The sequence below is a fragment of the Labrenzia sp. C1B70 genome, assembly GCF_000475395.1.
Taxonomy (GTDB): domain Bacteria; phylum Pseudomonadota; class Alphaproteobacteria; order Rhizobiales; family Stappiaceae; genus Roseibium; species Roseibium algicola.
Genome location: NZ_AXCE01000062.1, coordinates 77155 through 96228, shown reverse-complemented (window position 1 = coordinate 96228; position 19074 = coordinate 77155). Strand labels below are relative to the sequence as shown.

19 protein-coding genes are annotated in these 19074 nt (G+C 58.8%); 9 read left to right on the top strand and 10 right to left on the bottom strand.

Going from position 1 to position 19074, the window contains the following annotated elements:
- Positions 1-34: 34 nt before the first annotated feature.
- The gene (locus Q666_RS61375; RefSeq protein ID WP_023002181.1) at positions 35-664 is read right to left on the bottom strand and encodes a CoA transferase subunit B; all 630 of its coding nucleotides are present in this window, start codon (positions 662-664) and stop codon (positions 35-37) included.
- Positions 665-677: 13 nt separating this feature from the next.
- Entirely contained in the window at positions 678-1373 is a 696-nt protein-coding gene (locus Q666_RS61370; RefSeq protein WP_023002182.1) for a CoA transferase subunit A, read from the bottom strand.
- 298 nt (positions 1374-1671) lie between these two features.
- Between Q666_RS61370 and Q666_RS61365 the strand changes: the two genes are divergently transcribed.
- Positions 1672-1917: a DUF6460 domain-containing protein gene (locus Q666_RS61365; RefSeq protein ID WP_006940008.1), complete on the top strand. Its 246-nt coding sequence runs from the start codon at positions 1672-1674 to the stop codon at positions 1915-1917.
- A 10-nt stretch (positions 1918-1927) separates the two neighbouring features.
- Here the strand turns inward: Q666_RS61365 and Q666_RS61360 are convergent, their stop codons facing one another.
- The 7 genes from Q666_RS61360 to Q666_RS61330 all read right to left on the bottom strand — a co-directional run bounded on the left by Q666_RS61360 (position 1928) and on the right by Q666_RS61330 (position 10014).
- On the bottom strand, positions 1928-3073 hold the full coding sequence (locus Q666_RS61360) for a GNAT family N-acetyltransferase (RefSeq protein WP_161633268.1): 1146 nt from the start codon (positions 3071-3073) through the stop codon (positions 1928-1930).
- A 14-nt stretch (positions 3074-3087) separates the two neighbouring features.
- Positions 3088-4242, bottom strand: a complete 1155-nt coding sequence (locus Q666_RS61355; RefSeq protein WP_023002184.1) for a GNAT family N-acetyltransferase — start codon at positions 4240-4242, stop codon at positions 3088-3090.
- A 139-nt stretch (positions 4243-4381) separates the two neighbouring features.
- Entirely contained in the window at positions 4382-5206 is an 825-nt protein-coding gene (locus tag Q666_RS61350; RefSeq protein ID WP_023002185.1) for an ABC transporter permease subunit, read from the bottom strand.
- A complete protein-coding gene (locus tag Q666_RS61345) occupies positions 5203-6132 on the bottom strand; it encodes an ABC transporter permease subunit (protein WP_023002186.1) in 930 nt (309 codons plus the stop codon). The genes Q666_RS61350 and Q666_RS61345 overlap by 4 nt, the downstream gene beginning before the upstream one ends.
- A gap of 9 nt (positions 6133-6141) precedes the next feature.
- A complete protein-coding gene (locus Q666_RS61340) occupies positions 6142-7299 on the bottom strand; it encodes an ABC transporter ATP-binding protein (RefSeq protein ID WP_023002187.1) in 1158 nt (385 codons plus the stop codon).
- An 81-nt stretch (positions 7300-7380) separates the two neighbouring features.
- The gene (locus tag Q666_RS61335; RefSeq protein WP_031269801.1) at positions 7381-8475 is read right to left on the bottom strand and encodes a polyamine ABC transporter substrate-binding protein; all 1095 of its coding nucleotides are present in this window, start codon (positions 8473-8475) and stop codon (positions 7381-7383) included.
- A 150-nt stretch (positions 8476-8625) separates the two neighbouring features.
- On the bottom strand, positions 8626-10014 hold the full coding sequence (locus Q666_RS61330) for a glutamine synthetase family protein (RefSeq protein ID WP_023002189.1): 1389 nt from the start codon (positions 10012-10014) through the stop codon (positions 8626-8628).
- Positions 10015-10214: 200 nt separating this feature from the next.
- Between Q666_RS61330 and Q666_RS61325 the strand changes: the two genes are divergently transcribed.
- From Q666_RS61325 to Q666_RS61295, 7 genes are all read left to right on the top strand, one after another.
- On the top strand, positions 10215-10892 hold the full coding sequence (locus tag Q666_RS61325; protein ID WP_023002190.1) for a GntR family transcriptional regulator: 678 nt from the start codon (positions 10215-10217) through the stop codon (positions 10890-10892).
- 152 nt (positions 10893-11044) lie between these two features.
- On the top strand, positions 11045-12451 hold the full coding sequence (locus Q666_RS61320) for a glutamine synthetase family protein (RefSeq protein WP_031269805.1): 1407 nt from the start codon (positions 11045-11047) through the stop codon (positions 12449-12451).
- Positions 12452-12482: 31 nt separating this feature from the next.
- On the top strand, positions 12483-13877 hold the full coding sequence (locus Q666_RS61315; protein WP_023002192.1) for an aspartate aminotransferase family protein: 1395 nt from the start codon (positions 12483-12485) through the stop codon (positions 13875-13877).
- Positions 13878-14061: 184 nt separating this feature from the next.
- Positions 14062-15045 (top strand): iron exporter MbfA, encoded by a 984-nt coding sequence (mbfA, locus tag Q666_RS61310; RefSeq protein WP_023002193.1) that lies wholly within the window; start codon positions 14062-14064, stop codon positions 15043-15045.
- 167 nt (positions 15046-15212) lie between these two features.
- A complete protein-coding gene (locus tag Q666_RS65275; RefSeq protein WP_023002194.1) occupies positions 15213-15605 on the top strand; it encodes a YciI family protein in 393 nt (130 codons plus the stop codon).
- The gene (locus tag Q666_RS61300; protein WP_023002195.1) at positions 15574-16818 is read left to right on the top strand and encodes an RNA polymerase sigma factor; all 1245 of its coding nucleotides are present in this window, start codon (positions 15574-15576) and stop codon (positions 16816-16818) included. Before Q666_RS65275 ends, Q666_RS61300 begins: the two co-directional genes overlap by 32 nt.
- Positions 16819-16958: 140 nt before the next feature.
- Positions 16959-17342: a VOC family protein gene (locus tag Q666_RS61295; RefSeq protein WP_031269808.1), complete on the top strand. Its 384-nt coding sequence runs from the start codon at positions 16959-16961 to the stop codon at positions 17340-17342.
- A gap of 213 nt (positions 17343-17555) precedes the next feature.
- Here the strand turns inward: Q666_RS61295 and Q666_RS61290 are convergent, their stop codons facing one another.
- Positions 17556-18350: a MipA/OmpV family protein gene (locus Q666_RS61290; protein WP_161633269.1), complete on the bottom strand. Its 795-nt coding sequence runs from the start codon at positions 18348-18350 to the stop codon at positions 17556-17558.
- Between the two features lie 94 nt (positions 18351-18444).
- Here Q666_RS61290 and Q666_RS61285 point away from each other — a divergent pair, with 94 nt between their 5' ends.
- On the top strand, positions 18445-19071 hold the full coding sequence (locus tag Q666_RS61285; RefSeq protein ID WP_023002198.1) for a TetR/AcrR family transcriptional regulator: 627 nt from the start codon (positions 18445-18447) through the stop codon (positions 19069-19071).
- The last annotated feature ends 3 nt before the right edge of the window (positions 19072-19074 follow it).

Below are 19074 nucleotides of genomic sequence, written 5' to 3'. Positions count from 1 at the left end.
TGATTTAAAACGACGCCGAAGCGCGCATCCTGCCTTATGACTGAAGCGTTGCCTGGGTCTTTTCCTTGACCTCATCCAGCGTTACGCCGTCAGCGAGTTCAACCACCTTCAGGCCGCCTTCGACAACATCGAAGACACCGAAATTGGTGATCACGCGATCAACGCATTTCACGCCGGTAAGCGGTAGCGAGCATTCTTTCAGAAGCTTGGGGTCGCCAGCCTTGGAGGTGTGATCCATGATCACCACCACGCGCTTGACGCCGGCGACGAGATCCATCGCGCCGCCCATGCCCTTGACCATCTTGCCAGGGATCATCCAGTTGGCGAGATCGCCGCCCTCGGACACTTCCATAGCACCCAGGATCGACAGGTCGATATGACCGCCGCGGATCATGCCGAAGCTGTCGGCAGACGAGAAGTAGCTGGTCTGCGGCAATTCGGTGATGGTCTGCTTGCCGGCGTTGATGAGGTCTGCATCAACCTCGTCGTCAGTCGGGAACGGGCCCATGCCGAGCATGCCGTTTTCCGACTGGAGGGTCACATGGACACCTTCCGGAATGTAGTTGGATACCAGCGTCGGAATGCCGATGCCCAGGTTCACATAGAAGCCGTCTTCCAGTTCCTGCGCGGCACGCTTTGCCATGTCATCACGAGTCCAGGCCATGATGTTTTCTCCCTCAGGCTGCGCGCGTGGTGCGCTTTTCGATACGTTTTTCGTGGCTGCCGACGATGATACGGTCGACGAAGATGCCGGCGGTGTGGATGTTGTCCGGATCGAGTTCACCGATCTCGACAATCTCCTCGACTTCCACGACACAGGTCTTGCCGGCGGTTGCCATCATCGGATTGAAGTTACGCGCGGTCTTGCGGTAGATCAGGTTGCCTTCCTTGTCGGCCTTCCAGGCCTTGACCAGCGACACATCGGCCACGAGGCCGGTTTCCATGATGTAGGTCTCGCCGTTGAAGTCCTTGTGCTCCTTGCCTTCGGCAATCAGCGTACCGACGCCGGTCTTGGTGTAGAAGCCCGGAATGCCCGCGCCACCAGCGCGAATGCGTTCGGCCAGCGTGCCCTGAGGGTTGAATTCAAGCTCAAGCTCGCCGTTCAGGTACTGCTTTTCAAAGGTCGCGTTTTCACCCACGTAGGACGACACCATCTTCTTGATCTGGCGGGTCTGCAGCAGAAGACCGAGGCCAAAGTCATCGACACCGGCATTGTTGGAAATGGCCGTAATGTCCTTGGCTCCGGAATCCCGGAGCGCCACGATCAGATTTTCCGGAATGCCGCAGAGGCCGAACCCGCCGGCCATCACCGTCATGCCGTCAAAGGTCAGCCCCTCGAGGGCGGCCTTTGCGTCCGGATAAATTTTGTTCATGTTTCACTCCCGTTTAAGACCGCTACATGCGTGAGGCGCACATTCGCCGCTTGGTTCGACCGGGTCAAGAGCTCTTTCCCGCGTTGCAGCGAAAAACATGAATGGCCCGTCACTTAATCGATTTGCGTCACTTTGCCCGGCGCCAAACTGCCGTTGCAGCGCGGGTTTGGGCGGTTTCCGGCAAGTTGTTTATGGTTTGTAAATCCTTAACGGCAAGAATTGGGCACCGTTCGCGGAGCGTTACCGCCACTCTCCAGCGCACCGGATACCTTGAGCCTACTGAGAGACACTACGCACCGTGTTCCCGTTTCTGTCGACATTCTTCAAGATCGCGGTCATCTCGCTGCTCGTCGGCGCGGGTCTTTCCTTCGTGAACATCACCGCGCAGGACATTCTGGGCTCGGTCGGCATGAGCCCTCTGGAGCTCTGGATCTATCTGCTGGAGTTTCGGGACTGGGCCATTCCCAACATGATCCTGGGCGCCTTCATCGTCGTGCCGATCTGGCTGGTCATCTACCTGATCCGGCCACCGCGAGCGGGATGACATTTCCCGATCAGGCTGTCTGAGCGGTTTTCCGATGTTTCCAGCGATCAACGGTTTCCTGGAAACTCCGTTTTGCCTTCAGGGCAGTGATCGCCGCGTGACCTTTCACCGTAACCGGCAAAAGCAGGCGTCGTGTCGGCTGTTCCGTGGCGCCGAACCTGCTTTTGTAACCCTGGTGACCCGTGCCGAAACCATAGACCCGAATGTTATTGTCCCGCGCCCAGTAGATCGATTGAACCAGTGCCACCATGCCAGGTGAAAACCGGTGCCATTGCTCTGCCCCGATCGAAATCAGAATAAGGGTGGCGTAGCCATCTTCCACCAACATCGCAACCACGGCGATGGCGTCGTGACCGGACCTCAACGCCAGAACCTTCAGGGGGTTTTCCAGCCCCGCTTGGGCCGCCAGGGCGCGATAGAAGTTTTCCCGGTTGTCCTGTTTCATGGAATTGGCGCGGCCGAGTGCTTTGAAACGCTCCTCCTTGGAGACGATCAGAGCTTCGAGAATTTTCACACGCTCTTCAGGGGTCGTTGCTTCGACCAACTGAACGTCTTCGCTTTGAAGCTTGCGAAAGTTGACCCTTGCCTTCTTGTAGATACTTATCCCGGACCTGGCCCCGGCGGCGAGCAGGGCGTCAGTTTCCAGAAAGAGGCTGCTGCTTTCCGGGCTCGCATTTGGATGCACAAAGAAGGGATTATCAGCGCTGCCTATCGATACGTGCAGTTTCTTGATGTCCACCACATCGGCATCCGGGATGGCCTCGATCATTGCGGACATGACCGCCTGAACCGTTTCAGCGCCTTCGCTCGCGAGCGCTTCGCTCAATACCGGGCCGTTCTGGTCTGCCACGCCAAGGTCGGGAGTGGATGCGATGCGAACCGGACCTTTCCTGAAACGGATCAACGGCAGCAATGCAAGTGGGTCCTGCAAACCGGCGCGATAAGCGGCAAGCACTCCGAAAGTGTCGCAGGCAGCAGGTGCCATTTCCTGAAAAAAGCACTCGACGAACCGCGGTGCCTGAAACGCCGAACATATGGCTCCGCCGGGTAGTGAAGCCCAAAGCGAGCGCAAAAGGTCCGCGCCGGGTTTCTCATGCCAGACAACATGAAGCTTCTGCCCAGCCACCTGCCCGCGGAAGGTCTCCTTTCCTGCCACGTCCGACATCTCCGTCACGTATCCACCCCATTCCTGCGCAACGCGATCTGAAGCATATCCTGAGCGGCACGATGCGCTTCACGGGCACCGACGAAGAGCCGTCCACGCGTGCTGAGTGGCATAAGAAGACGTCGGGAAGGTTGCTCAACCCCACCGAACCGTTGCTTGTATTCCTGTTGTCCTGTGCCGAAGCTGAACCAGCGAACACCGGTTTGCGCAGCGTGCTGTATCGCCTTGGCAAACAACACCATGCCCGGCGAAAAGGCGTGCCACCGCGGATCCCCGATGGACACCAGCACGGCGGTCGCCTGGGAACCAGACATCATCAACACCATGGCCGCAACGGTCTCTTCTCCGCACTTCAGCGCGATGGCCCTGAAAGGCGAGGATGAAGCTTCCATCTGCGCAAGGCGGATGTAGAAGTCAGCACGGTCTTCACGTTCCAGACTGTCTTTCCGCCCGAGCTGTCGGAACCTGTCGCTGCGCTGCGCCGCAAGTGTCTTGAACAATTCAGTTCGCTCTTCAGGCGTTTCAGCCTCAACCAGGCTGACACCTTCCTTCACGAGCCTGCGAAATTTGGATCTGGTCTTCTTGTAGATGGACTTGCCGCACCAATTGTCCGATCCCTCTCCGTCGCGAAGATCGAGGAGAAGGGAACTGTTCTGGGAAATGGTTTCCGGCATGAAGTTCAATGGGTTTTCCCGGGCGTCGATCCGGCCATGCAGTTTATGTATGTCGACGATATCCGCATCGTGGAGACGCTCAAAAAATGCCCGGATCATTGCAACCCGGCACTCTCTGGAGGCCCGGCATCCTGCACCTAGAACCGGTGCATTCTGATCGGCGAGACCAAAATCCGGCATGCCAACGACCCGGATTGGGCCACGCTGGAACCGCACCAGCGGCAACAGCATACAGGGAGAGGCTTCCTCGCCTTGCTCCGCGAAAACGCCCACTGAAAATCGGTAATCACCTGTCTTCAGTTTGGTTTCCTGCAAAGCTGCAAGAAACTCCGGTGTCTGAAACGGCGTCGATACGACGCCGCCCTTCAACGAAGACCAAAGACCGCTCATATCCGAAAGCGTTGGAGCTTCGAGTTCACGAACCTTTATCCGGGAAATAGCGCTGCTTTCCAGAGCCAGTAGATGCTCTGTTTCCCGCAATGCCATCACTCGCAATACCCCAATAAAAACCATCGGCCCGGACACACCAATGAAGTGTACCGCCCGGCCGTAAAATAGGCATGGTTTTGTTAAAATTCAGTATTGTCTACAGAATATCGCCGACTTCTGGAAGCTTCGGAAATCATCACCCTTCCGCGCCAAAGGCCGCCCTTTCGTCTCGTTCTTTTTGCGCCTGTTGCCGCTTGGTCGCAATGGAGGCGGCTATCACGCCCATGGTGACCAGAGCAACGAGAATGGTACAGACCGCATTGATTTCCGGTGTCACGCCAAGGCGCACCTGTGAGTAGATCTTCATTGGCAGCGTGGTGGCGCCTGGTCCCGTGGTGAAGCTGGCGATCACCAGGTCGTCCAGAGACAAGGTGAAGGCCAGCATCCAGCCGGCGATGACCCCTGGAAGGATGATCGGCAAGGTGATCAGGAAGAAGGTTTTCACCGGCGGGCAGCCGAGGTCTTCTGCGGCTTCCTCGATCGACTTGTCGAAGCCGACCAGACGCGACTGGACGACAACGGCCACATAACAGCTGGCAAAGGTGGTATGCGCCAGCATCACGGTCCAGAATCCGCGCGTATAGTCCATGGCCACGAACAGCAGCAGCAGCGACAAGCCGAGGATCACTTCCGGCATCACAAGCGGCGCGAAAATCATGCCGGAAAACAGAGACCGGCCGACGAAGCGTCCAGACCGCACCAGCACAAGTGCAGCAATGGTGCCGATGATCGTTGCCAGTGTGGCCGACGCAAAGGCAACCCGCAGGGTCACCCAGGCCGCATCGAGCAACTGATCATTCTGCAGCAGCGACGCGTACCACTTGGTGGAGAACCCGCCCCAGACCGTCACTAGACGGCTCTCGTTGAAGGAGTAGATCACCAGCAGCACGATGGGCAGGTAAAGGAACGAAAAGCCTACCACCAGCGAGGTGATGTTGAACCAGGTCGGGCCGCGCGTCATCTGTCTCTCTCCGACATTTTCTGCTGCTGGTTCTGGAAGAGCACGATCGGAACCACCAGGATCATCAGAAGGATCACGGCAACCGCAGAAGACACCGGCCAGTCGCGGTTGTTGAAGAACTCGACCCAGAGCGTCTTGCCGATCATCAGGGTGTTGGACCCGCCAAGAAGATCCGGGATGACGAATTCACCGACGGCGGGAATGAACACCAGGAAACACCCCGCGATAACACCGGGCAGCGACAACGGCACGGTGATTTTCCAGAAGGCCTTCCAGGGTGGGCATCCAAGGTCTTCAGCGGCTTCCAAAAGGCTGCCGTCCAGCCGCTCCAGGCTGGCATAGAGCGGCAGAACCAGGAACGGCAGGTAGGAATAGACGATGCCGATAAAGACCGCGATGTTGGTATTCATGATCACCAGCGGTTCGTCGATGATGCCGAGCATCAGGAGAAGCTGGTTGAGCAGGCCTTCGTTTTTCAGGATGCCGATCCAGGCGTAGACGCGGATCAGGAAGCTGGTCCAGAACGGCAGGATCACCAGCATCAGCAGCGTCGGACGCAAGGATTGCGGACTGCGTGCCATGCCATAGGCAATCGGGTAGCCAATGATGAGCGTCAGAAGCGTTGAAATAGCCGCGATGACAACCGACGACAGATAGGATTTCCAGTAGAGATCGTCTTCCGTCAGCCAGACATAATTCTCGAAGGAGAATTCCGAGACGCTTTCCCAGATACCGTTCCAGCCTTCTGCCAGATCGAAGGTCGGCACATAGGGCGGAATGGCGACGGCCACCTGCGAAAGGGAAATCTTGAAGACGATCAGGAACGGCGCCAGAAAAAAGATCAGCAGCCAGATGTATGGCACTGAAATCAGCAGCCAGCCGCCGAGCGTCCGTTTGGGTTGAGCGGGAACGTGTACGTCGGACATCGTTTCCTCCTACCCTTTTAGAATGACGCCGGCGTCCCGGTCGAAGGACATGACGACCTCGTCATCCCAGGTGATCGGGTTTTCGACCATGCGCGAGACATTGGCGAAGGTCGCGCGCAACGTATCGCCGTCGTCGTCGCCGACTTTCGAATGGATGATCGACATGTCCCCTAGGTAGGCGATGTCCCAGACAACGCCGTCGATCCTGTTGGGGACGCCCTTTTCGCGGCGCCCCTGGGCAATGCGGACCTTTTCCGGACGAATGGCATACCAGACCCGATCGCCGACGGCGGCATCGGTCACCTGATCACTTTCGATGGAGAAGTTGTCCGCGACCGAACGCAGCTTCGTACCGGCGTCCGACTTCTCGATGACGTTGGCTTCGATCAGGTTGATGTCGCCGATGAAGTCGGCAACGAACTTGGAATTGGGCGCTTCGTAGATTTCGGCCGGGGTCGCAACCTGCACAAGTTCGCCCTTGTCCATGACGGCAATACGATCGGCCACTGTCATGGCTTCTTCCTGGTCGTGGGTCACGATCAGGAAGGTCATTTTCAGTTCTTCCTGAATGTTCATCAGCTCGAACTGGGTTTCCTCGCGCAGCTTGCGGTCAAGCGCGCCGAGCGGTTCATCCAGCAGCAGCACCTTGGGGCGCTTGGCGAGCGAGCGAGCCAGCGCGACGCGCTGGCGCTGGCCACCGGAGAGCTGGTGCGGACGACGTTTGGCAAATTGTTCCAGCTTGGTCAGTCGCAGCATTTCGGACACGCGCGCATCAACTTCCGAGGCCGGCAACTTGTCCTGCTTCAGACCGAAGGCAATGTTCTTCTCGACGCTCATGTGCGGAAACAGCGCGTAGGACTGGAACATCATGTTGGAGGGACGCTTGAAGGGCGGAATTCCGGCCAGGTCCTGGCCATCCAGAAAGATCTGCCCTGAAGTCGGCGTCTCGAAACCCGCCAGCATGCGCATCAAGGTGGTCTTGCCACAGCCTGAGCCACCAAGCAGCGCGAAAAACTCGCGCTCGTAGATTTTCAGGGACAGGTCTTTGACCGCGGTGAAATCACCGAACTTCTTAGTGACATTCCGGAATTCGATAAACGGTGTCTTGTCCGGATCGTCCCACGGGCTGTAGGCCCGACGCACCGGTCCAATCGATTTCTTCGCCAAAACAATCTCCCACCCCTAAGAGACCTTCCCAAGACTAAATCGCCGGACCCTTGGAAAGGGCCCGGCGGTGTTCGTGTTCGCTTACTGGCCGCTCTTGACCGAGGTCCAGGTGCGGGTCACGACCCGGTTCACCTTCGGAGGATAGGGGGTGACGGTGTAGAGGTTCTTCACCGCTTCCTCGGTCGGGTAGATCGCCGGATCCCCGATCACGTCCTCGTTGAGGAATTCCTGCGACGCCTTGTTGCCGTTGGCGTAGTAGACGACGTTGGAAGCCTTCGCCATCACTTCAGGACGCATGATGTAGTTCAGGAACTCGTGCGCCTCTTCCTTGTGCGGAGCATCGGCCGGGATCGCCATCTGGTCGAACCACATCAGCGCGCCCTCTTTCGGGATCGAATATTCGACGGTCACTCCGTTGTCGGCTTCCGCCGCACGGTCGCGCGCCTGCAGAACGTCACCGGACCAGCCAACCGCAAGGCAGATATCGCCATTGGCAAGAGCGTTGATGTATTCGGAAGAATGGAACTTCTGGATGTACGGGCGAACCGACATCAGGAGCTCACCGGCCTTTTCGATTTCCGCCGGGTCCTTGCTGTCCGGATCGAGACCCAGGTAGTTGAGAGCAGCCGGGATCAGCTCGGTCGGAGCGTCCAGGATGAACACGCCGCAATCCTTCAGCTTCTCGATGTTCTCCTTCTTGAACAGGAGATCCCAGCTGTCCACCGGCGGGTTGTCGCCGAGCGCGGCCTTCACCTTGTCGACATTGTAGCCGAAGCCGGTGGTGCCCCACATGTAGTTGATCGAGTGCTTGTTGCCCGGATCATACTTGTCGACGCGTGCCTCGATGTCCTTCCACATGTTGGACAGGTTGGTCAGCTTGGACTTGTCGAGTTCAGAGAAAACACCGGCCTGAATCTGGCGGGCCAGGAAGGTTCCGGTCGGGACGACGACATCGTAGCCGGTACCGCCTGCCAGCAGCTTGGTTTCCAGCACTTCGTTGCTGTCGAACACGTCGTAGACAACCTTGATGCCGGTTTCCTTGGTGAAGTCTTCCAGGATGGTCTCGTCGATGTAGTCGGACCAGTTGTAGACATTCACGACCTTGTCCTGGGCGAATGCAGCACCGCTCATCAGGCTGAGAACGGCGACCCCGGTCAACATGGATTTAAACGTCATTTGAGAACTCCCCTCAGAGTTTTGTCAGTGGCCCTTTGATGGCCTAGTGCCTGAATGCAAATGGACATTTGCGCTGTTTGCGTCTTGTCTGTCCCGCAGATTGGCTATGGCGCCGGTTTTTGTCCAGCGTCGATTTTGGGCAGCAGCCGATCACAAATACGTCTGTCGCTCAAGCGATGAGATCTCCCGCCCAAATTCGTTCAGTTCCTCCCGTTTGATCTCGGTAAGTACCTTGTGCATTTCCTTTCCGACCGCCTGTTTCATCAGCTTGGAGGCTTCAAAAGCATCAATGGCTTCGTCCATCCAGGGGGTCAGTCGCTTCTTGCGTTTCTCATACGCATTGCCGGTCACTGGCGCAGGCGGATCCTTTTTCAGCCTGAGGCCTTCCATCATGCCGGCGAGAATGCCCGTCAGCACAAGATAGGGGTTGGCGTCGGCGCCTGCGATCCGGTGTTCGACACGGGCAGCTTCCGGTGTCGAGGCAGGAACCCGCAACGCCACGGAGCGGTTGTCGTAGCCCCAGCAGATGGAGGCCGGGGCATAGGAGCCCGGCTGCATCCGGCGGAAACCGTTGAAGGTGGAAATGAAAAGCAACAGAGCTTCCGGCATGGTCTTCAAAAGACCGTTGATGGCATATCCGAGCCGGTCTGCGCCGGTTTCCGGATCCGCGAACAAATTGCCGTTATCGTCTTCCATGGACACGTGCACATGCATGCCGTTGCCGGGCCATTCCACGAAAGGCTTGGCCATGAAGGACGCCTTGAGTTCGTGCTTGCGGGCGACACCTGCCACCAGGCGGCGCAGCATGACAACGTCATCGGCCGCCAGGAGCGGGTTGCGGCGATGGTGCAGGTTGAGTTCGAACTGGCCGGGCGCGGCTTCGGAAACTGCAGCGTCCGCCGGAATGCCCTGAACCTCGCAGGCCTTCCGCAGATCGTCGACCACCGGCAGCAAGGCCTCCAGGTCGGACAGCGCGTACATGTTCTGGCGGGCAGGGCCGAGATGGGTGGAGAACAGCGGCTTGGGCTGCTCCGTCCAGTCACCGTCACTTTCCTCGAACAGATAGAATTCCAACTCGAAGGCACAGGTGGCGGTCACGCCGAATTCGTCCTTCAGTCGGTCGACCATGTTTTCCAGAACGTGACGCGGGTCTGCCAGGAACGGATCGCCGTCCCGATCGTACATGGACAAAAGCACCTGGGCGGTCTTGCGGTCGGTCCAGGGAACAAGCTTCAGCGTTTCGGGGATCGGCCAGCAGACACCGTCCTTGTCACCCGTTTCCAGATGCATGCCGGTGGCCTCGACCTCACGCCCCCAGACATCGAGCCCGTAAAGCGAATAGGGAAAGGCCACGCCGCCCTCGAATACCTTTTCGAGCGCCTTGCCCGGCAACCACTTGCCGCGCAGCACGCCGTTGGTATCGGGCAGAATGACCTCGAGCGTATCAAGATCGGGATGGGCGGCCATGAAGGCCTCGAAGTCCGTCTTCCAGCCGGGCAGCGCCGGATGCTCGAGGATCTGGTGGGGAAGCTCGTTCATTTAGAGTTTTTACGCCCCTGCGTCTTGCTGGACTAAGCCGTCCGCACTCCTGCGGCAGCCGGCAGCTTTTGTTTGCGTCCTTTTCAAAAATGTGATCACTTTCGGAAAACCCTGTCAAGCGGGATCGCATAAATTGACTGTTTGACTTTTTCGGGAGGACGTCTTTGGCCCTTCGGCAATCCGCTTTGCAATCCGGCCCCGTGAAGGAGGCCAGCGGCCCTTCCACGTCCCGTGGTGCAACCCGTGGGCAGGTCGACAATGCCGTCCGGTCCGGGCTGCTTACAGGCCGGTTCATACCTGGAAAAGCCGTGACAATCCGGGGGCTTGCCGCGGAACTTGGCGTCAGCCCGATGCCAGTGCGCGAAGTGTTGCAACGGCTTGCGGCTGAAAACGCTCTCGAGGTGAAACCGAACGGCCGGGTACAGATACCCGACATGACCCCGGCCCGCTTCGACGAGGTGCTGAAAGCAAGACTTCTTCTGGAACCGGAATTGGCCGAATTGGCCCTGCCGCACCTGACATCCAAGGATGCAAAGGACCTTCAATCGATCGATGACGACATCGACGAGCGGCTCACAAGTGGCGATGCAGAAGCCTACATGCGGCTCAACCACGCCTTTCACTTCCGCATTTACAGGGCCTCCGGATCCAAGGTTCTGCTGCCGCTGATCGACAGTCTCTGGCTGCAGTTCGCACCATTCATGCGTACGGTTTACGGACGGGTCGGCACTGCCAGTCTTGAGGACCGTCACAAGGAAGCCATCCGCGCGATCGAAGATCAGGACGGCCCTGCACTGCGGGCCGCGATCGCGGCCGATATTGCCGACGGCATGGGGCTTCTCGGCAAGGAAATCCTGTCAAATGCATCAGGCGGTTGATCCTTTTTGAAAGCCATGTCATTTTGTGATCACAAAATGATTTCTCCGACCCGGGACAGCCCCATGCAGACAGGCACTTGATAACGCCCCTGTTTGCCGTCCAAATGGCCTTCCCTGCCCCGGCCAAAGTGCCAAAACCATTGGAGCTTCTTGTGACTGCTGAAACGCCTGCCAGCGAAAGCGAAAATCCGATCGACAGCCTGCGCGGCGTTCCGGATGTCGATGCGGCCCGTGACTGGCTCAACGCGCGCAACATCCAGGATATCGAATGCATCGTTCCGGACCTTGCCGGTGTTGCCCGCGGCAAGATGATGCCGACTGGCAAGTTTTTCTCCGGCCCGGTGATGACAATGCCTGCTTCGATCTTCGCGCAGACGATCTCGGGCGATTATCCGGACGACGACGACTGGTTTCAGCACAACCCCATCGACGGCGATCTCTATTTCAAGCCCGACTACAGCACCCTTACCACCGTGCCCTGGGAAAGCGACCCGACCGCGCAGCTGATCCACGATGCCGTCACCCGGCAGGGTGCACCGGTCGAGACCGCGCCGCGGAATGTCTTGAAGCGTGTTCTCAAACTCTACGAGGACAAGGGCTGGGAGCCTGTCGTGGCGCCGGAAATCGAGTTTTACCTCGTCCGTCCGAACACGGATCCTGACTATCCGCTTGAGCCGCCGCGGGGCCGGTCCGGCCGTCCGGAAGTCGGCCGACAGTCCTATTCGATTTCCGCGCTGAACGAATTCGACGACCTGATCGACGACATCTACGACCTGTCGGAACAGCAGGGCCTCGAGATCGACACGATGATTCACGAGGAAGGCGCAGCGCAGATGGAAATCAACCTGCGCCATGGCCAACCGCTGGCCCTGGCCGACCAGGTGTTCCTGTTCAAGCGCACCATCCGTGAGGCCGCGCTGCGTCACGAAATGTATGCCACCTTCATGTCGAAGCCGATGTCGAACCAGCCCGGTTCGGCGATGCATATTCACCAGTCGGTGGTCGACAAGGAAACCGGCCTCAACATCTTCGCGGATGAAAACGGCGAGGAAACACAGGCGTTCCTGTCGTTCATCGCCGGTCACCAGCGGTTTCTTCCGCGGGTCACCTGCATCATGGCGCCTTTCGTAAATTCCTATCGCCGGTTCTCCAAGACCTCGACCGCACCGGTGAATGTCTACTGGGGCTACGACAACCGCACGGTGGGTTTGCGTGTGCCTTATTCCAACGCCCAGGCACGTCGTCTGGAAAACCGGGTACCGGGGTCCGACGTCAACCCGTATCTCGCGATCGCCGCAAGCCTTGCCTGCGGGTACCTGGGAATGGTCCACGGGCTCAAGCCGGATTCGCCGAAATCCGACGACTGCTCGGAACGGTCCAAGTCCCTGCCGCGAGGTCTGCCAGAGGCGCTGGCAAAGTTCGAAAAATCCGACGAGATGATCGAGGTGTTCGGCGAACAGTTCGTCGCCACCTACCGCGCGATCAAATACGAGGAATTTGAAACCTTCATGTCCGTGATCAGCCCCTGGGAGCGGGAATACCTGCTGCTCAACGTCTGATCCCGTCTGTCACTATCCGGAGCGTTCGCCAATGACGGCCCATTCCAACATCTATCCGACCAAGGCCCTTCAGGAGCTCGATGCCGCCCATCACTGGCATCCTTTTTCCGACATGAAGTCGCTGAACCAGGAAGGCAGCCGGGTGATCACCCATGCCGACGGTATCTGGCTGACGGATTCGGAAGGCAACCGGATCCTCGACGGCATGGCCGGTCTGTGGTGCGTGCAGGTTGGCCATGGCCGCAAGGAGATTGCGGATGCGGTCTACAAGCAGATGAACGAGCTGTCCTATTACAACACGTTCTTCAAGACGACCCATCCGCCCGCAATTGCCTTGTCTGAAAAGCTGGCGAAACTGGCACCCGATCACATCAACAGGGTGTTCTACTGCTCGTCCGGGTCCGAGGCCAACGACACCGTGTTCCGCATGGTCCGCACCTATTGGGACAAGATGGGCAAGCCGGACAAGAAGGTGATCATCGGCCGCTGGAACGGCTATCACGGCTCGACGCTTGCCGGCACCAGCCTCGGCGGCATGAAAGGCATGCACCAGCAGGGCGGCCTTCCGGTTCCGGGCGTGCATCACATCGACCAGCCCTACTGGTTCGGTGAAGGCCATGAAATGAGCCCGGAAGAGTTCGGCGTCTTTGCCGCGCGCAAACTGGAAGAAGCCATTGACGAGATCGGCGAGGACAAGGTTGCGGCCTTCATCGCCGAACCGATCCAGGGCGCCGGTGGTGTCATCATTCCGCCGGAGACCTATTGGCCGGAAATCCGCCGTATTCTCGACGAAAGGGATATCCTCTTCGTTTCCGACGAGGTCATCTGCGGCTTCGGCCGTCTCGGCGAATGGTTCGGTTCGACCCACTACGGCATGAAGCCGGACCTGATGCCCATCGCCAAGGGCCTGACGTCCGGCTATCTGCCGATGGGCGGTGTCATGGTTTCCGATCGCGTGGCCGAAGGCCTGATGCTTTCGGGTGAAGAGTTCTACCACGGCTACACCTATTCCGGTCACCCGGCCTGCGCCGCGGCTGCACTCGCCAACCTGGAGATCATCGAGCGCGAAGGCCTGGTCGAGCGCGTCAAGACCGATATCGGTCCCTATCTCAAGGAACGCTGGCTGAAGCTGGGCGATCACCCTCTGATCGGCGAAGCCCGCATGACCGGCCTTGTCGGTGCACTGGAACTGGTGCCGGACAAGAAAAACCCGCATCGACCGTTCAAGGATGTCGGCACGGCCGGCACCATCTGCCGCGACATTTCCTTCGGCAACGGCATGGTCATGCGCGCGGTGCGCGACAGCCTGATCATTTCGCCGCCGCTGGTCCTGACCCACGAGGAGGCGGATATTCTGGTGAAGACCGCCGAGAAAACCCTCGACGAGACCTATCAGGTCCTGAAGCGTGACGGCTGGATAGGCTGACACCGACAGCCGAACCGGTTGCGGGGACGATGAAACATGCGTCATCTTGGCATCGGTTCGGCTTCTCTTAATTTGCTAACATCCGAATATAACCTGATCGGTGATTGAACCGGCTCGGGGCCGGCGTGCTGCCTGCCTGACGGCGGTCCACCTGCAAAATGGTAATCCTGGGTGAGAGGCATTGATGTTCGGACGTGTTTTCAGACTGGGAAAGCGGGATTTCTCATCCCTTTCCGAACAGGAAATCCTGGCGCTTGCGATTTCCTCCGAGGAGGACGATGCCCGCATCTACAAGGCTTATGCCGATGGTCTGCGTGACCAGTATCCGCAATCGGCCAAGGTCTTCGACGACATGGCCGCAGAGGAAAACCAGCACCGGCGGAGACTGATCGAACAGCACCGGGCGCGGTTCGGCGAAACGATCCCTCTCATACGCCGGGAACATGTGCGCGGCTATTACGACCGCAAGCCCGACTGGCTGGTGCGCCCCCTCGGACTGGAGAAGGTCCGTGCTATGGCCGAGGAAATGGAGGCGCAGGCCTATCGCTTCTACACCGAAGCTGCCAAGCGCACCTCGGATGCAGGAACCCGCAAGCTACTGGGCGATCTTGCGATTGCCGAGAAAGGCCACGAGAGTCTCGCCCAGCGCCTTGGAGCCAAACACACGCCCGACGACGTGCAGGAACAGGAGCGCCAGACCGAACGCCGGCAATTCATCCTGACCTACGTCCAGCCGGGCCTCGCCGGTTTGATGGACGGCTCGGTATCAACGCTGGCCCCGATCTTTGCCGCCGCCTTCGCGACGCAGGATACCTGGCAGACCTTCCTGGTCGGCCTGTCGGCCTCCGTCGGGGCGGGCATTTCCATGGGCTTTACGGAAGCGGCCCATGACGACGGCGTGCTCTCGGGACGCGGATCACCGCTGAAGCGCGGCCTCGCCTCGGGCATCATGACCGCCCTCGGCGGCCTTGGTCACGCCCTGCCCTATCTCATTCCCGAATTCTGGACAGCGACAACTGTCGCCGCATTCATCGTTTTCATCGAATTGTGGGCGATCGCATGGATCCAGAACCGCTACATGGAAACACCGTTTCTGCGGGCAGCCTTCCAGGTTGTCCTCGGCGGTTCTCTGGTCTTTGCGGCAGGCGTTCTCATCGGCAACGCCTAGAAGATCACACGGATCGGAGTTGCCCGGCTTAACGGCCGGCAACTCTCCCTTTCGGCCAGGCCATGCCCTGATCGCAGGCAAGTTTTCACTTTTTTTCGGTCGGCTGTCGGATAAGCTCGCGCCTGCACGTTCCTTGGGTATCAATCCAAGCAACCGGAGGGACCCCCATGCTTTTTTCCGTTTTGATTTACGCCAGCGAAGATTTCATTGATGCTCTGCCACCGGAAGAGCTTGCCACCGTTTATCAGAAACACGGCGCCTTTCACGAACACACAAAGACAAACAACTCCTTCGCCGTTGCAACCAAGTTGATGTCGACGGGAACGTCGGTCACGATCAACAAGGACAAGGACGACTTTATTGTCACCGACGGGCCTTTTGCCGAAACGAAAGAGCAGTTCATGGGCTTTTACGTGATCGACTGCCCGACACTGGAGGACGCCATCGAGGCGGTGAAGATCCTGCCGCTGGATCATGGCCGCATCGAAATTCGCCCGGTGGAATTCTTCGAGGGAGCCGATTTCAAGAATGCCGAGCGCCTGGTTATCAGCGCATCTTAGGGCTGCCCGCCCGCGCGTCCTGGCAGCGCTCAACCGCGTCTTCGGCGACATTGACCTTGCCGAGGATGCGTTTCAGGACGCCTCGTTGAAGGCGCTCAAGGCGTGGTCACCCGACCGGATGCCGGCGGATCCGGTTGCCTGGCTGATCATAGCCGGACGCAATGCCGGCATCGATACGCTGCGGAAACGCAAAAAGGAAACCCTCACCGCACCGGATGATCTCGAGCCTCTTCCCGAAGGCCCGCACCCGGAAGACGAGCTGACCCAATCGCTGGATCATGCCGTCTACCGGGACGACATCCTGCGTCTTCTGTTTACCTGCTGCCACCCGGTGCTGCGCCGGGACCAGCAGATTGCCCTTTCCCTGAAAATTGTCGCTGGTCTTGCTGTGGAGGAGATTGCCCGTGCATTTCTGGTACAGGCCAAGACCATGGAACAGCGCATCACGCGTGCGAAGAAACGGCTGCAGGCGGCCAAACTGAGCTATGAGGAGCCGGACAGAACCGCCCGTGCCGAGCGACTTTCCGCCGTAGCCAATGCCATCTATCTGATCTTCAACGAAGGCTATGCGGCGTCACAGGGTGAAGAACTGATCCGCGAGCCCCTGTGTGAGGAAGCGATCCGCCTGGCCCGCCTGATCGTGCGGCTGTTTCCCGAAGAACCGGAACTGCGCGGCTTGCTGGCCCTTTGCCTGATCCAGCATTCCCGCCGCAAGGCCCGGCTGAGCCGGAGCGGCGCTGCCGTAACGCTGGAAGACCAGGACCGTTCGCTTTGGGATCGGAAACTGATCGCCGAAGGCAACATTCTGCTTGAGGCCGCCTTGCGCAAGGCGCGGCCCGGCCCCTTTCAGATCGAGGCAGCCATTGCCTCGACCCACACCCAGGCTGCGACCTACGCAACCACCGACTGGGTAGAGATCGACCGGCTCTACCGTGCCCTGGAACATATCCGGCCTTCACCGGTTGTGGCGCTCAACCGCGCCGTGGTCCAGGCAAAGCTGAACGGAGCACAGGCCGGCTTGTGCCGCCTGGAGCAACTGGCTGGCTCTCTGGAGCGCTACCCGAACTTTCATGTTGTCCGCGCTACCTTTCTGGAAGAACTGGGCCTGGCTGAAGAGGCTCAGGTCGCTTACCGCAAAGCGCTGGAATTTGCGGGAACCGATGTTGATCGCGACCATATCCGTCGGAAAATGAAGGTTTCTGGTGGACAATAGATCTGTTTCGAGCCTCGTTTTGTTCAGATCCTGCCAGACCAAAATATTTTTTACCCCCCTGTCGGGTCTGCCTGTCGCCCGCCGTCCTCTGATCACCTGGCACTGCCAGGCAATTGTTTTCAACACAGAGGATGAAAGACATGAGCACTCCGTCGCAAACACATGGCGCGTTCAGCTGGATGGAACTTCATTGCGCTGACGGTGCCAAGGCGCAGGCCTTCTATTCCGATCTGCTCGGCTGGGGCACAAAAACCGTGGATGTGGGCGTAGGCCCCTACACCATGATCATGAACAATGAAAACATGATCGGCGGCTTCCCATCCATGGAAACTGAAAGTCCCCGTTGGCTGCCCTATGTGACTGTCGACAGTGTCGATGCGCGTGTCGAAAAGGCCCGTGCGCTTGGCGCGACGATTGCGATGGAACCGATGAGCATTCCAAACGTCGGCCGCATGGCAACGATTGTCGACCCGCTCGGAGGCGTGATCGCGATGATCACATACGAAGAGCCGACAGACGCGTGATTGCGCCTGCCGCTTGAACCTTCAGCAGCCCCGGCCTTGTGCCGGGGCACGCCTGGTGGAATGCGGCCCGCGATAATCTTTCAAGAATTCTGGCTGACGGAGCCACTGATGCAACCGATGACCGTTCTGGCGCTGGTGCGCTGCGTGGTTTTCCCGGGAAAGGTTCCGGCACAGTTTTTCCGCGTCAGAACAGCTTTTCGTGCAGACCGCCGATCAGAACTTGTACCAGAGAAACAGACCGCCATGGCCGTTGAGCGCCTCTCCCCGGTCTTCAACGATCGGGCTATCGGCCATGCCGCCCAGAAGCACCGACCCGCCGACGAGGCCACCGACGCCCCAGTTTTCGGTTACGGCAAATCTTGACGAAACATCCACGCTCACGTCCCTGAAGCCTGCGTCGGCCTTGTATTCCTTGAGACCGCTTGCGGCCGCGCCTTTTGCGGTCACGGAATAGTAGGCGTCAGCATAGGTGCCGTCCACAAAGGTCGTGGAGACATCAAGGCCGATAGCCAGACGCTGGGTCGCGTTGATTTCGTAACCCAGGCTGAATGTGGCCGTTGTGCCGCTATCGCCGATGACGTCATGGGCAATCTCGACACTGGCACCAAGTGAATCGCGATCAAGCAGCAAACCGGCGTAGCCACCGCCTGCTGTGGCACCAACCCAGAGCTCCTCGTCAACATCGGGCAGCTTGTCGACAACATTGTCGGACACATCCTTGCGGCCCGTGCCGTAGCCAATAAGCGGCCCGGCGTAAAAGCTGTCGAAAGGCAGCACGTTGGCGGTCGCCGTCAATCCGTTGAACTTGACGAAATAAGGCCCCTTTTGCACAGACGCGATGATGCCGGGAACGAAACCGTAGTCCTTGGAGCCCAGATATTCCGGACCGAAGAAGGGACCAGCGCCAACCAGTACGCTCCAGTCCTTCTGTTCCTCCCCCATGGCAGGACATGCGACAAGCGCGAGACTTGCAAGGACGGTAGCCCGCACATAACACTTAGACGACATAAGACAACCCTTCTGCATTGCGACCCCAGCAATGTTGTCACTGTCTATATGCGGAATTTTCAGCCGTCAACGAAAATGTTGACAGTGTCTACTTATGGAGGAAACAGGCCTGAGCGACCTGAAATATCACCACGGCAATCTGAAAGAGGCCCTGATCCAGGCAGGGCTGGACATTCTGCGCGAAGATGGACTTGAGGCCCTTTCGCTGCGGGCGTGCGCCGCCCGTGCCGGCGTTTCCCATGGAGCGCCGAAGAACCACTTTGCCAATCTTGCCGTCCTGCAGGCAGCCATCGCGACGGAAGGCTTCCGGCAGTTTGCGGGCACGATGCGCCGGCATATGGCGGATGCGTCCAACGACGCCCGTGAACAGATACTCGCAAGCGCCCGCGGTTACATCGCCTTCGTTGAAGAGAACCCGCATCTGTTCCGGCTGATGTTCTCCATGGAACGACAGATCGACATCTATCCGGAGCTTCAGCCGGCCAGCCGCGAAGCCTATGCGGTTCTAAGGGAGGTCTCCGAAGGACTTTCACCGGAGAATTGCGAGAACCCCGTTCACCGGACTTCAGTTGAAACCATGCTGTGGGCGTTCATTCACGGCTATGCCAATCTGAAGGCAAATCGGCAGTTTTATACGGCCAATGCGGAAACCGGACGAGACCCGGCGCTGGAAGAAATCTTCCCGCAACTGCTTTACCTGACCAGGAATAAGGAAGTCTGACGG